Here is a 13000-nt window from a genome sequence, read left to right on the forward strand (position 1 = left end):
CCTCTCGCTTTTTAGAAGTCATCGATGAAGACCGTTACGCTCAAACCCTCGAAGGAAAAATCTCTGCTGCGCCGCCATCCGTGGGTCTATGCGAATGCGATCGAGCGCGTGGAGGGCAAACCCGCCCTCGGCGCCACCGTGCTCGTGCGCGCTCACGACGGCCGTTTTCTCGCCCGGGCGGCCTACAGTCCTCATTCGCAGATCCGCCTGCGCGTCTGGAGCTTCGACGAAACCGAGCCGATCGACCACGCCTTCTTCAAGCGGCGCGTGCAACGCGCACTCGCCCATCGGCAGGCGTTCGTGCGCGACACGGGCGCGGTGCGGCTCGTTTTCGGCGAGGCGGACGGCTTACCGGGATTGATCGTCGACCACTACATCGAAGATGCGCCAGGCGGCGCGGGCCGCGGTCAATTGGTCTGCCAGTTCATGGCAGCGGGCGTCGAAGCATGGAAGGAGGCAATCGTCGCCGCACTCGTCGGCGCCACCGGGTGCCCTAATGTCTACGAACGCTCGGACGTGTCGATTCGCGAGAAGGAGGGCCTCGAGCAAACGACGGGCGTCCTTGCGGGCGAGCCGCCGCCCGCGACCCTCATCACACGCGAAAACGGCGTGCGCTATCACGTGGACGTGCGCGCCGGGCATAAAACCGGCTTCTACATCGATCAGCGCGACAACCGCGCGCTCGTGCAAGCCTATGCGGCCGGGCGCGACGTCCTGAACTGTTTTTGCTACACGGGGGGCTTTTCCCTGGCGGCGCTCGGCGGCGGCGCCGCGCGCGTGGTCTCGATCGACTCGTCGGGGGAAGCGCTCGCGCTTGCGCGGGCAAACGTAGAAGCCAACGGTTTCGATGCCGAGCGAGCGCAATGGCTCGATGCGGACGCCTTCCGCACGCTGCGCAGCCTCGTCGATGCGGGCGACCGGTTCGACCTCGTCGTGCTCGACCCGCCCAAGTTCGCCCCGGCGCGCGAGCACGTCGATCGCGCGGCGCGCGCCTACAAGGACATCAATTTGTCGGGTTTTCGGCTGCTGCGCCCGGGCGGCCTGCTGTTCACTTACTCGTGCTCGGGCGCGATCGATGCGGAGCTGTTCCAAAAGATCGTCGCGGGCGCGGCGGCCGATGCCCGCGTCGACGCGCGGATCTTGAAGCGTTTGGGCGCCGGGCTGGATCATCCGCTGCTGGCGGCGTTCCCGGAGGGCGAGTATCTGAAGGGATTGCTGTTGCAAATCGCCTGACCGGCCCCATTTACGGGCGGTTTCTTCGGCGATCCTGTCCTGACTCGGCCTCGCGCGCCGCCGCAAAGCTCCGCTTGCCGGCGGCCGGCGCAAAGGCCAGCGGGCCGGTATGCTTGCATATTTTCCCGGTCGGCTCGACTGAACCGTCCCTGATTTTCGACTCATAGGCGATTGAACATGATCCCCGTCACCATCCTGACCGGCTTCCTCGGCAGCGGCAAAACCACGCTGCTCAAGCGCATCCTCAACGAAAAGCACGGCATGAAGATCGCCGTGATCGAGAACGAATTCGGCGAGGAAAACATCGATAACGAGATCTTGGTGCAGAACCAAGCGGAGCAGATCGTGCAAATGAGCAACGGCTGCATCTGCTGCACGATCCGCGGCGATTTGGCGCGTGCGCTCAGCGATCTGGCTTCCCGCAAGCGCGCCGGCGAGATCGCGTTCGATCGCGTCGTGATCGAAACGACGGGTTTGGCCAACCCCGGGCCGGTCGCGCAAACCTTCTTCATGGATAGCGAGATCGGCGACGAGTTCTTGCTCGATGCGATCATCACGCTCGTGGACGCCAAGCATGCGAACGCGCAACTGGACGAGCACGAAGTCGTGCAGCGCCAAGTGGGCTTCGCCGATCGCCTGTTCATCACGAAGGCCGATCTCGTCGATGAGGCCGCCGTGTCGGAGCTGCGGCACCGCCTCGTGCACATGAACCCGAAAGCGACGATCAAGGTCGTCAATTTCGGCGAAGCGGACATCAAGGAAATCTTCGATCTGCGCGGCTTCAACCTGAACGCCAAGCTCGAGATCGACCCGGACTTCCTGGCCGAGGACGAGCACGATCACGCCCATCACGACCATGGTCACGATCACGGCCATGACCACGAGCATTGCGATCACGACCATGGCCAGTGCGCCCATGAAGGCCACGCGCATCATCACCACGCGCACCATGACGATCGCATCAAGTCGTTCGTCTATCGCAACGATCGCCCGTTCGATCCGAACAAGCTCGAAGATTTTCTGGGCGGCGTGCTGCAGATCTACGGCGAACGCCTGCTGCGCTACAAGGGCGTGCTGTATATGAAGGGCGTCGACCGGAAAGTCGTGTTCCAGGGCGTGCATCAAATGATGGGAAGCGACCTTGCCGCCAAATGGCTTCCCGCCGAAAAGAAGACGAACAAGATGGTCTTCATCGGCATCGATCTGCCGCAGGACCTCATCACCGACGGACTCGACGCCTGCCTCGTCTGAAGCTGCGCCGGGCGTGGGATGCCGCACGCGCGCAAGGTATCGATCGTTCGCTTTTTGGACGAGCGCGCGCTATATTTTCATGATAACGAGGGTGCCTCGGCAGGGTTTTCTCTGTTGCGGCGCTCGAGATCGATTCAGTTACAATACGCCCCGCCGCCAGGGCGGCGGGTAATACGACGGCGCCGGGAAACCTTATCCGGACTACGCCAAAGCAAAAACTTCGAGACACCGAAAGAAACGCTGCACGGGAGTTCGCGCATTACCGGCCTTCTCGTGTTGCGATGCCGTATCGACTGGGTAGAGGCACCCGAGGATCGGTTTCCAGAGGAGTTCGGCCCCGCATCGGCGCGACGGCGTCTTGACGGCCCATGGGCCGCGGGCGTCGGCGCTTCCAAGGCACCGCTTGCGGGCAATACGAAAGTGCGGGCAATATGTATGGGTTTTGCCTCACATTGAAGAAGCACGCAGATGACGACGAAACGACTCTTGACCGAAGCCGAAATCCTGAAGATGAGCGACAAGGATTACATGAACGAGGATCAGCTCGCCTTCTTCAAGAACAGGCTCGAACAGCTTCAAGCGGAAATCCTCCGCAACGCCGGACAGACCACCGAGAACTTGCGCGAGACGGTGATCGTTCCCGATCCGGCCGATCGCGCAACGATCGAGGAAGAGCATGCGCTCGAGCTGCGCACGCGCGATCGCGAACGCAAGCTGCTGAAGAAGGTTCAGCAATCGCTCGCGCGGATCGAATCGGGCGATTACGGGTGGTGCGAAGAAACGGGCGAGCCGATCGGCATCCCGCGTCTGCTCGCACGGCCCACCGCCACGCTCTCGCTCGAGGCGCAAGAGCGCCGCGAGTTGCGGCAGAAGCTGTTCGGCGATTGACGGGCGCGGCGGCGCGGCCCGACGCGCCGCGCGCTTTGACGCTGCTTCGGACGAGGCGCGCGGAAATCCCGCGCGCCTTTTGTTTTTGCGTGCCGTTTTTGCGTTCTGTCTAGCTGCCGATCCGTTCTCCACCGTCGGCAAAGCTTACCGATATCGCCCGAACACCGGGTGTCGAACCGTCTCGCTTACCGCTCCAAGCGGCGTACCGCTCGGCTGGCGTACGGCCGGCCGAAGCCTGCCAAGCTCCGTGGCGGCCGCCTCTTGATAAACCCGAGTACGCCCTAAAATGGGTTGAATGTGCTCGCGGGAAGCCTCCCGCCTGCGGCGCGGCGCGCCATCCGTTTTTCGCTCGCGCGGCGCTCGCACGCCACCGAGCCCATTTCGCATTCTCGAGGAACGCACCATGGAGCAATTTCACGGCACGACGATCGTCTCCGTGCGCAACGGCGACAAAGTCGCGCTGGGCGGCGACGGTCAAGTGACGCTCGGCAATATCGTCATGAAAGGCGGCGCAAAGAAAGTGCGCCGCATCTTTAACGGCAAGGTGCTCGTCGGCTTTGCCGGCGGGACGGCCGATGCGTTTTCGCTGCTCGACCGCTTCGAGGCGAAGCTCGAGAAGCACCAGGGCAACCTAACGCGCGCCGCCGTCGAGCTGGCCAAGGATTGGCGCACCGACCGCATGCTGCGCCGGCTCGAAGCGATGCTGATCACGGCCGATGCGCTGACGACGCTCGTCATCACCGGCAACGGCGACGTGCTCGACCCCGAAGGCGGTATTTGCGCGATCGGTTCGGGCGGCGCCTATGCGCAGGCGGCCGCGCGTGCGCTCGCCGAGAACACGACGCTCTCGCCGCGCGAGATCGTCGAGAAGTCGCTCGAGATTGCGGGCGACATGTGCATCTACACGAACCATAACCGCGTCATCGAGACGATCGAGTAAGTGAGGTAGGAACCGATGAGCACCATGACCCCGGCCGAGATCGTCTCGGAACTCGACAAGCACATCATCGGCCAGAACAAGGCCAAGAAAGCCGTGGCCGTCGCGCTGCGCAACCGCTGGCGGCGGCAGCAGGTGGCCGAACCGCTGCGCCAGGAGATCACGCCGAAGAACATCTTGATGATCGGGCCGACGGGCGTCGGCAAGACCGAGATCGCGCGACGTTTGGCCAAGCTCGCCGATGCGCCATTCATCAAAATCGAAGCGACCAAGTTTACGGAAGTGGGCTACGTAGGTCGCGACGTCGACAGCATCGTGCGCGACCTCATCGAGATCTCGCTGAAGCAGACGCGCGAATCGGAGATGCGCAAGGTGCGCTCGAAGGCGCAAGATCAAGCGGAGGACCGCATCCTCGACATCCTGCTGCCTAGCGCGCGGCCCGTCGGCTTCGGCTCGTCGATCGAGAACGAGGCGTCAGGCAGCGACAACGCGACGCGTCAGACTTTCCGCAAGCGCCTGCGCGAAGGCCAGCTCAACGACAAGGAAATCGAGCTCGACGTCGAGATGCCGCAAGTGGGCATGGACATCATGGGGCCGCCGGGCATGGAGGACATGACCGAGCAGATTCGTTCGATGTTCGCCAATCTGGGCGGCGGCAAGAAGACGCGCCGCAAGCTGAAAGTGGCCGAGGCGCTGAAGGTGCTGACCGACGAAGAAGCCTCGAAGATGCTCAACGAGGAAGAAGTGAAGGCCAAGGCGGTGCAGAACGTCGAGCAGAACGGCATCGTGTTTCTGGACGAAATCGACAAGATCGCCTCGCGCAGCGAAGCGGGCGGGGCCGAAGTTTCGCGCCAAGGCGTGCAGCGCGACTTGCTGCCGCTCGTCGAGGGCACGACGATCAATACGCGTTACGGGATGGTGAAGACCGACCACGTCCTATTCATCGCGAGCGGCGCATTCCATCTGTCCAAGCCGAGCGATTTGATTCCCGAGTTGCAAGGGCGCTTTCCGATTCGCGTGGAACTGGATTCGCTGTCGGTCGAGGATTTCGAATCGATCCTCGTGGCGACCGACGCGAGCCTGGTCAAGCAATATCAGGCGCTGCTCGCCACCGAGGACGTCGAGCTCGAATTTGCGCCCGATGGGATCAAGCGAATGGCCGAGATCGCGTTTTCGGTCAACGAGCGCACCGAGAACATCGGCGCACGCCGGCTCTATACGGTGATCGAGAAGCTGCTCGAAGAAGTGTCGTTCTCGGCCGGCAATCACACCGGTCAGAAGGTGACGATCGATGCGGCCTACGTCGATCGCGCGCTCGGCGAGGTCGCGCAAAGCGAGGATTTGTCGCGGTACGTGCTCTGAGCGGACAAATCTCGGACAATAAGGCTACGGTCCCCGACGACGCGAGAGGAAAACAAATCCGATGTCACAGCCATCCGATGCATGCAGCCTCACCCCGATCGGCCATGTTCGATCCACGCTCGGCGATCCGGCTCGCGCGCCGCATCAAGGCCACGAAGGCGCGCCGGACGCCTGGATCGAAATCGATCCGCGGTACGCAGAAGGATTGAAAGGGTTGTCGGTCGGGGATGAAGTGATCGTGCTCGCTTGGTTTCATCAAGCCGATCGCACGAAGCTCGCCGTGCGCCCGCGCGGCGAATCCGATCGGCCGCTCACGGGCGTGTTCGCGACGCGCTCGCCGCACCGCCCCAACCCGATCGGGCTGCACCGCGTGACCGTGCGCGAACTCGCCGGCCATCGGCTGCGCGTCGGCCCCATCGAAGCAATCGACGGTACACCCGTCGTCGATATAAAGATCGTGATCGGGACAGACGAGTAGCGCCACTCTTTGGGTCGGCATGGGCGGCACTGATCACTGCCAATCCAGGCTCTCGCGAAATCACCGCCCCGCTGGCCTCTTCGCCTTATCCCGAATCTTCGCCCGCTCCTGCGGCTCGGATCACCTCGCCTGCCTGCTGGAATGAACGCCTCCCGTGACGGCGGCGCCGGCAATCCGTCTGATTCGAACGCACAACAGATTTTGAGACGCTTTTCGCGTCGATGATCGAGCCTCCCACCCACGGTGGGCTTTGAACCCGATGTTCATCCGGAAAGGAGGCAAATCCATGATCGTTTCATTTCATCGCGCCGCAAAGCATCACATCCCGGCTGCCATTGCGGCGGCCGCGTCGCTTTTAAGCCTGACACTTGCCACCAACGGTGCACATGCCGCGCGGGCGCTGCAGTCGCCGCAAGTCACGCTCGCCGACGGCGTCGTCGAAGGCGTGAAGATGCGCGGCGAGCACAAGGAGGTGCGCATTTTTCGAGGCATCCCGTACGCGGCCCCGCCCGTCGGCGATTTCCGTTTCCGCGAGCCGCAACCGGTCGCGCGATGGGCCGGCGTGCGTAACGCGCGGCAATTTGGCCCGCGCTGCATGCAATCGTTCGTCGCCGGCAAGCTCGACTTCCGCTCGACGACCATGAGCGAAGACTGCCTTTATCTGAACGTCTGGACCAGCGCGAATGGTTCGGACGGCAAGCTGCCCGTGCTCGTCTACTTCCATGGCGGCGCGTTCGTATCGGGCGACGGCTCCGAACCCCGCTACGATGGCGCGCAACTCGCCTCGCGCGGGGCGATCGTGGTCACGGCGAATTACCGGCTCGGGGCGTTCGGTTTCCTCGCGGCGCCCGGAGCGGCCAGCGAGTCGTCGCACGGCACCGCAGGCAATTACGGCCTGCTCGATCAAGTCGCAGTGCTCAAATGGGTGCGCGACAATATCGCCCAGTTCGGCGGCGATCCGTCTAACGTCACGATCGCCGGCAATTCGGCCGGCTCGACGTCGGTCAGCGCGCATATGGCCTCGCCACTTTCGCGCGGGCTCTTCGCGCGCGTGATCGGGCACAGCGGCGCGGCGTTCGCGCCCGACGCCATATGGTCGAGAGAGGAAGCCGAGCGCGCAGCCAAGGCGTTCACGGCGCGAATCGGCGCCGCGTCGCTGCAGCAATTGCGCTCGCTGCCGGCAAAGACGCTGCTCACGTCGGCAGCGCAAGCGCAACGTTCGCACGAGCCCACGAGCTTCAAGCCGAGCATCGACGGTCACTTCCTCACCGAGTCGCCCGAACAAGTATTCACTCGAGGCGGGCAAGCGCAGGTTCCGCTGCTGCTGGGATCGAATGCGCAAGACGCGGTGTTGCCGGGGGTTGGCGCGGCAGCGGAAGCGACCGTCCCGGGATCGGGCGCTCGGCTCGCGACGCTCCAAGAAAAGTTATCGGCGTTCCGAGACCACGTGGACGAGGGCCTCGCGCTTTACCCTGGCAGCGACAAGGTGAGCCAGAGCACGCGGCGGTGGATGGACCTGCACCGGCAGACGGGGCAGGCGCCTGTCTTCTACTATCGATACACGCAACGGCTGCCGGCAGAGATCGATGTGCCGACGGACCGCGTGCCACCGCCGGTGCTGGGCCGCGTGCAAGACGCCCAGGTGCCCTACGCGCTCGGCAACCTCGATGTGCAAAAGCGGTATACGTGGACGGCCGCCGACTACGACGTCTCTCGCATCTTTTCGCGCTACATCGAACGGTTCGTGAAAACCGGCGACCCCAACGGTACGACGCCCGGGGCTGAATCGGCCGCCGATCAGGCGCCGCGACAGGCAGGCTCGGTCCCGAACTGGCCCGCCTCGCGCGTGGAGAATCAAGGCACGTTGCTGCAGATCATCGGCGAAAACACGCATTCCGCCTGGGATAACCCAGCGTCGTCGCAGGACCTTACCGCGCAGCCGCCGGCCGACTCGCTAGCGGAGAGCGCACCGGCGCCCGTCGTTCGATAGCGCGCTGCGGCCGGTCGCGCTCGTTATTGCCTGACCGGCCGCTTCGCGAGCTTTCTCTGCAACGTTCGCCGGTGCATGTTCAACGCGCGTGCAGTCGCCGAGATATTGCCGCCGTTCTCGGCCAACGCGCGCTGAATGTGTTCCCATTCGAGCCGCGCCACGGACAACAGCGTCGGGTGCTCGATGGCGGCCTCGGCTTGGTTGGCGCTCGCTTCCGTTTGCAGCGCCGCCAAAATCGATTCGACATTGGCCGGCTTGGCCAAATAGTTGTCGGCCCCATCCTTGACCGCCTGCACCGCAGTGGCGATGCTCGCGTAGCCCGTCAGCACGAGCATGCGCGCGTCCGGTTGCAGCTCGCGCAGCGGTGCGACGAGGTTCAGCCCCGAATCGCTGCCCAAATGCAGATCGACCGTGATGAAGTCGAATTTGTGCTGGTTCGCGAGCGCGATCGCCTCCTCGGCGTTGTGCGCTTGATGCGTGATATAGCCACGCCGCGTCAGCCCGCGAGCCAAGATGCCCGAGAAGACTTCGTCGTCGTCGATGACGAGAAAATTCGTGTCGCTCATAGTGCGTTCTCCTTATTCCGATGTAGAAAGCGCGGCGCGCTGCAGTTGTCCGTCGTCGTTCGCTGCCGGCACGCGCAGGACAGCGCGCGTGCCGCGCGGTTCGCCGTCCAGCAGTTCGATCGACCCGTTCAAGCGCGCCGCGGCCACGAATGCGAGATACAACCCCACGCCGTGGCCGCCTTGGGTGCTGTCGACCGGGGCGCTGCCAAGCTTGGTGCGCAGCGCCGGCGAAATGCCCGGCCCCGAGTCGCAAATCTGAAATTCGATGTAGCCGTCCGAGACGGCGGCAGCGAGCGTGACGCTGTCGCGACTCGCGCGCGCGGCGTTGTCGAGCAAGATGGTCAGGATCTGCCCGACCGCCGACGTTTCGGCCAGCCAGGCATCGTCGATCGCCGCGCCGAGCCGCAGAAACTTCACGTGCGGATGACGCAAGCGCCACTGCTCGCAAAAGCTCGCCAGCCACACATCGAGCCGCTCGCGCGAGGGCGCCACCGACGCGCGCGTGCGCAGCCGCGCGAGCGCGGACGTGCACAGCGTCATCTGCTGCTCGAGCAGCCCGAAATCGTCGGCGTAAGGGGCGAGCCCCTCGTCGCTGCGCGCGGCCTCGCGCAACTCTTCCGTCACCATCGCGATCGTCGATAGCGGCGTGCCCATCTCATGGGCCACCGTGGCCGCCTGCACGCCCAGCGCCACGGCGCGCTCGTCGCGCAAGAGCCGCTGCTGCGCATCGCCGAGCGCCGCATCGCGCTGGCGCAACGCGTGCGACATGCGAGCGACGAACCAGGCGATCAAGCCCACGCTCACCATGAAGTTGACCCACATGCCCGTGCGGTAGTAATCGAACAGGTTCGCAGGGTTATCCATGTTCAGCGGGACCGAATCGAAACCGAGCGCGACGTAGCAGCACATCGCGAAGATCGCGAGCCAGATCATGTGCCGCCAGGGAAGCACGGCCGCCGCGATGGCGAGCGAGGGTAGATAAAGCGAAACGAACGGATTGGTCGTGCCGCCGGATAAAAACAACAGCGCCGACAGCGCGCCCAAATCGACCCACAACTGCCCGAGCAGCTCGAGGTCCGTTTCGGGCCGAGCGCTCGCGACGCGGAACCAAGTCGCCGCATTGAAGATCGCTTCGAGGGCGATGATGATCAGCATGGCCGGCAACGGCAGATGCACGCCGAAGAACTGCTGAACGACGGCGATCGTGACGAGCTGCCCGATAATCGCGAGGCAGCGCAACCAAAAGAGATGCCCGAGGTTGACGCGGCCGGTATTCGTAATACGTTGCATCACAATTCAAGAATTCGGAGGATCGCGCACGGCGCCGGGATTGCCCGAAGCGGCAAGCGCATCGGCGTAGCAATCCGGACACAGGCAAAGCGCCGACGCCGCACCGGTGAGCACGGCGGCGGCCGGCAGAGGCGGCAGATTCGCGCACCAACAGTCGAACGGCTGCGACGACCGGCCGCAGTCGAATGCGACGCCGCAACGCGGACAACGGGTGCGAAAATCCTGCTTCGCCTGGCAGTCACGGATGCTCATGGACGACGCCATCGGCAACAACACACAAAAAAATGTCGTAAAAACAATACGATGCGGCCATGATGCCAGCGTTCTCGGCATGCCGCATGCATCTATGTCAAAGAAATGGCGCGTCATACGCGCGCTGCGACCAAAAACCGCGGCTGCGTTTCTCCGTCCTGTACAATTGGCGCCTGTTTTCGCCCGCCCCCCGTTTGAACCGTTGCCTGCCGAGCTTGCCGCCATGTCAGAGCCTCTCGACCTCTCCCAGATCGCGCCCACGCTGAAAGCCGAAATTCTGGCCGAGGCCTTGCCCTATATCCGCCAGTATCACGGCAAGACCGTCGTCATCAAATACGGCGGCAATGCCATGACCGAAGAGCGCCTGAAGCAAGGCTTCGCACGCGACGTCATTTTGCTCAAGCTGGTCGGCATCAATCCCGTCATCGTGCACGGCGGCGGGCCGCAGATCGATCAGGCGCTCAAGAAGATCGGCAAGCAAGGAACGTTCATCCAAGGCATGCGGGTGACGGACGAGGAAACGATGGAAGTCGTCGAATGGGTGCTCGGCGGCGAAGTGCAGCAAGACATCGTCACGCTCATCAACCACTTCGGCGGCCATGCGGTGGGCCTCACGGGCAAGGACGGCGGGCTCATCCACGCGCGCAAGTTGATGATGCCCGACCGCGACAATCCGGGCCAATACGTCGATATCGGGCAAGTCGGGGAAGTCGAATCGATCAATCCGGCCGTCGTGCGCGCGCTGCAGGACGACGCCTTCATTCCGGTCATTTCGCCGATCGGCTTCGGCGAAGACGGTCTGTCCTACAACATCAACGCCGATCTCGTGGCCGGCAAGCTCGCCGTCGTCCTGAATGCCGAAAAGCTCGTCATGATGACCAATATCCCAGGGGTCATGGACAAAGCGGGCACGCTGCTCACCGATCTCTCGGCGCGCGAGATCGACGCGTTGTTCGAAGACGGCACGATCTCGGGCGGCATGTTGCCGAAGATCGCCTCGGCGCTCGACGCCGCCAAGAGCGGCGTGCGCTCGGTTCACATCATCGACGGACGCATCGAGCACTCCGTGCTGCTCGAAATTCTGACCGAGCAACCGTTCGGCACGATGATTCGCTCGCACTGAGCTTGCCCGTCCTCGGCGCCGGGCGGGCAAAAGCGCCCCGTCTCCGCGCCGCTTTGGAGCACCCGTTCATGTCCCTGTCGCCGCCGTCCCGCAGGCAAGGCCGGGCACGCCCGCGCGCGGGCAGCCCGGTGTGGCTTTTCGATCTCGACAACACGCTGCACCACGCCTCGCACGCGATCTTTCCCGCGATCAATGCGGCGATGACCCGCTATATCGTCGATGCGCTCAGCATGGCCACCGCGCAAGCCGATGAACTGCGCCTGCGCTATGTTCGGCGCTACGGGGCGACGCTGCTAGGGCTCGCGCGGCACCATCCGATCGATCCGCACGATTTTTTGCGCTCGGTCCACACGTTCCCCGATCTGCCCGCCATGGTGCGCGGCGAGCGCGGGCTCGCCCGGCTGATCGCCACCCTGCCCGGCCGCAAGATCATCCTGACGAACGCCCCGGAACGCTACGCGCGCGCCGTGCTTGCGCAGCTCGGGATCGAGCGGCTGTTCGAGCGCGTCATCGCGATCGAACATATGCGCCGGCGCGGCGCGTGGCACGCCAAGCCCGATCTGGCAATGTTGCGCCGCGTGCTGCGCGAGGCGCGCGTGCCGCTCGCCGACGCCATCCTCGTCGAGGACACGCGCTCGCATTTGAAGCGTTACCGGCGGCTCGGCATCGGCACGGTGTGGATCGTCGGCCACCTGCCCCGTGCGGCCCGCACGCAGGAAAGCCGCGGCCGTATGGCGGGCACCGGACGTCCGCACTATGTCGATCGTCGCATTCGTTCGCTAAAATCGCTGAAACGGGGTCACGGAGCGGGGCGCAAATGGAACCGATCGAAGAGCGGGACGCGGAACTAGACCGCGATACACAGCCGGAGCACGCCGCACGCACGCCGCGGATGAAGCCGGGCGAGCGGCGCGTGCATATCCTGCACACGCTCGCCGCCATGCTGGAGACGCCCAAGAGCGAGAAGATCACGACCGCCGCGCTCGCCGCCCGGCTCGGCGTCTCGGAGGCCGCCCTCTACCGCCAGTTTGCCAGCAAGGCGCAGATGTTCGAGGCCCTCATCGAGTTCATCGAAGCGACTTTCTTCGGGCTCATCAATCAAATCGCCGAAAAAGAGCCGAACGGCGTGCTGCAAGCCCGCGCCATCGGCATGATGCTGCTCAACTTCGCGGGCAAGAACCCCGGCATGACCCGCGTGCTGACGGGCGAAGCGCTCGTGGGCGAGCACGAGCGGCTCGCCGAACGCGTCGCCCACATGCTCGAGCGCGTCGAGGCGTCGGTCAAGCAAAGCTTGCGCATCGCGCTGATGGAAGCGCACCAAGCCGAAAGCGAGGGCCAGGCCGCTCCAGCCGCGTCCGCGCCGGGGCCGCTTCCAGCCGATTACGACCCCGGCGTGCGCGCCAATCTGCTGGTCAGCTACGTCGTCGGCCGATGGCACCGCTACGCCCGCAGCGGGTTCACGCGTGCGCCGGCCGAGCATGCCGACGCTCAACTGCGCTTGATCCTGCAATAGCGCAATAGCGCGTTTTCGGGTTTTCCGCTATCCTTTGCCGTTCTATTGCTTTGAGCGAAAGCGCACGTCGTTTGCGCGGAACCACCCGGCCGGGTGTCGCCAAAGCCAGCGCGCCGA

13 protein-coding genes are annotated in these 13000 nt (G+C 64.3%); 10 read left to right on the top strand and 3 right to left on the bottom strand.

Features of this window, described 5'->3' with window-relative positions:
* The first annotated feature begins 24 nt into the window (after positions 1 to 24).
* From MMB74_RS05600 to MMB74_RS05630, 7 genes are all read left to right on the top strand, one after another.
* Complete coding sequence (locus tag MMB74_RS05600) at positions 25 to 1233, top strand: class I SAM-dependent rRNA methyltransferase (protein WP_277427605.1); 1209 nt, start codon at positions 25 to 27, stop codon at positions 1231 to 1233.
* A gap of 177 nt (positions 1234 to 1410) precedes the next feature.
* The gene (locus MMB74_RS05605) at positions 1411 to 2484 is read left to right on the top strand and encodes a GTP-binding protein (protein ID WP_277427606.1); all 1074 of its coding nucleotides are present in this window, start codon (positions 1411 to 1413) and stop codon (positions 2482 to 2484) included.
* 468 nt (positions 2485 to 2952) lie between these two features.
* The gene (gene dksA / locus MMB74_RS05610; protein ID WP_277427607.1) at positions 2953 to 3372 is read left to right on the top strand and encodes an RNA polymerase-binding protein DksA; all 420 of its coding nucleotides are present in this window, start codon (positions 2953 to 2955) and stop codon (positions 3370 to 3372) included.
* Between the two features lie 403 nt (positions 3373 to 3775).
* Complete coding sequence (hslV, locus tag MMB74_RS05615) at positions 3776 to 4312, top strand: ATP-dependent protease subunit HslV (protein ID WP_277427608.1); 537 nt, start codon at positions 3776 to 3778, stop codon at positions 4310 to 4312.
* A gap of 15 nt (positions 4313 to 4327) precedes the next feature.
* Complete coding sequence (gene hslU / locus MMB74_RS05620; RefSeq protein WP_277427609.1) at positions 4328 to 5671, top strand: ATP-dependent protease ATPase subunit HslU; 1344 nt, start codon at positions 4328 to 4330, stop codon at positions 5669 to 5671.
* A 61-nt stretch (positions 5672 to 5732) separates the two neighbouring features.
* On the top strand, positions 5733 to 6149 hold the full coding sequence (tsaA, locus tag MMB74_RS05625; protein WP_277427610.1) for a tRNA (N6-threonylcarbamoyladenosine(37)-N6)-methyltransferase TrmO: 417 nt from the start codon (positions 5733 to 5735) through the stop codon (positions 6147 to 6149).
* 286 nt (positions 6150 to 6435) lie between these two features.
* Entirely contained in the window at positions 6436 to 8139 is a 1704-nt protein-coding gene (locus MMB74_RS05630) for a carboxylesterase family protein (RefSeq protein WP_277427611.1), read from the top strand.
* Between the two features lie 23 nt (positions 8140 to 8162).
* On the opposite strand, the gene MMB74_RS05635 is transcribed toward MMB74_RS05630, so the two are convergent.
* From MMB74_RS05635 to MMB74_RS05645, 3 genes are read right to left on the bottom strand one after another with little or no spacing between them, the layout of a single operon-like run.
* Positions 8163 to 8705, bottom strand: coding sequence for a response regulator transcription factor (locus tag MMB74_RS05635; protein ID WP_277427612.1), 543 nt, complete (start codon positions 8703 to 8705; stop codon positions 8163 to 8165).
* Between the two features lie 12 nt (positions 8706 to 8717).
* Positions 8718 to 9995, bottom strand: a complete 1278-nt coding sequence (locus MMB74_RS05640) for an ATP-binding protein (protein ID WP_277427613.1) — start codon at positions 9993 to 9995, stop codon at positions 8718 to 8720.
* Between the two features lie 6 nt (positions 9996 to 10001).
* Positions 10002 to 10247, bottom strand: coding sequence for a cysteine-rich CWC family protein (locus tag MMB74_RS05645; protein WP_277427614.1), 246 nt, complete (start codon positions 10245 to 10247; stop codon positions 10002 to 10004).
* A 223-nt stretch (positions 10248 to 10470) separates the two neighbouring features.
* On the opposite strand from MMB74_RS05645, the gene argB reads away from it, so the two are divergent.
* The 3 genes from argB to slmA all read left to right on the top strand — a co-directional run bounded on the left by argB (position 10471) and on the right by slmA (position 12883).
* Positions 10471 to 11370 carry an acetylglutamate kinase gene (argB, locus tag MMB74_RS05650; protein WP_277427615.1) on the top strand — a complete coding sequence of 300 codons (900 nt, stop codon included), beginning with the start codon at positions 10471 to 10473 and terminating at the stop codon, positions 11368 to 11370.
* Between the two features lie 68 nt (positions 11371 to 11438).
* The gene (locus tag MMB74_RS05655) at positions 11439 to 12221 is read left to right on the top strand and encodes a pyrimidine 5'-nucleotidase (protein WP_277427616.1); all 783 of its coding nucleotides are present in this window, start codon (positions 11439 to 11441) and stop codon (positions 12219 to 12221) included.
* Positions 12222 to 12262: 41 nt separating this feature from the next.
* Positions 12263 to 12883, top strand: coding sequence for a nucleoid occlusion factor SlmA (gene slmA / locus MMB74_RS05660; RefSeq protein ID WP_277427731.1), 621 nt, complete (start codon positions 12263 to 12265; stop codon positions 12881 to 12883).
* Positions 12884 to 13000 lie beyond the last annotated feature (117 nt).

This window comes from Trinickia sp. Y13 (assembly GCF_029522115.1).
Taxonomy (GTDB): Bacteria; Pseudomonadota; Gammaproteobacteria; order Burkholderiales; family Burkholderiaceae; genus Trinickia.

What these genes read in the sequence shown, in the direction of transcription:
- MMB74_RS05600 (WP_277427605.1), top strand. Translation starts at nt 25, where the DNA reads ATGAAGACCGTTACGCTCAAACCCTCGAAGGAAAAATCTCTGCTGCGC.
- MMB74_RS05605 (WP_277427606.1), top strand. Translation starts at nt 1,411, where the DNA reads ATGATCCCCGTCACCATCCTGACCGGCTTCCTCGGCAGCGGCAAAACC.
- dksA (WP_277427607.1), top strand. Translation starts at nt 2,953, where the DNA reads ATGACGACGAAACGACTCTTGACCGAAGCCGAAATCCTGAAGATGAGC.
- hslV (WP_277427608.1), top strand. Translation starts at nt 3,776, where the DNA reads ATGGAGCAATTTCACGGCACGACGATCGTCTCCGTGCGCAACGGCGAC.
- hslU (WP_277427609.1), top strand. Translation starts at nt 4,328, where the DNA reads ATGAGCACCATGACCCCGGCCGAGATCGTCTCGGAACTCGACAAGCAC.
- tsaA (WP_277427610.1), top strand. Translation starts at nt 5,733, where the DNA reads ATGTCACAGCCATCCGATGCATGCAGCCTCACCCCGATCGGCCATGTT.
- MMB74_RS05630 (WP_277427611.1), top strand. Translation starts at nt 6,436, where the DNA reads ATGATCGTTTCATTTCATCGCGCCGCAAAGCATCACATCCCGGCTGCC.
- MMB74_RS05635 (WP_277427612.1), bottom strand. Translation starts at nt 8,705, where the DNA reads ATGAGCGACACGAATTTTCTCGTCATCGACGACGACGAAGTCTTCTCG.
- MMB74_RS05640 (WP_277427613.1), bottom strand. Translation starts at nt 9,995, where the DNA reads ATGCAACGTATTACGAATACCGGCCGCGTCAACCTCGGGCATCTCTTT.
- MMB74_RS05645 (WP_277427614.1), bottom strand. Translation starts at nt 10,247, where the DNA reads ATGAGCATCCGTGACTGCCAGGCGAAGCAGGATTTTCGCACCCGTTGT.
- argB (WP_277427615.1), top strand. Translation starts at nt 10,471, where the DNA reads ATGTCAGAGCCTCTCGACCTCTCCCAGATCGCGCCCACGCTGAAAGCC.
- MMB74_RS05655 (WP_277427616.1), top strand. Translation starts at nt 11,439, where the DNA reads ATGTCCCTGTCGCCGCCGTCCCGCAGGCAAGGCCGGGCACGCCCGCGC.
- slmA (WP_277427731.1), top strand. Translation starts at nt 12,263, where the DNA reads ATGAAGCCGGGCGAGCGGCGCGTGCATATCCTGCACACGCTCGCCGCC.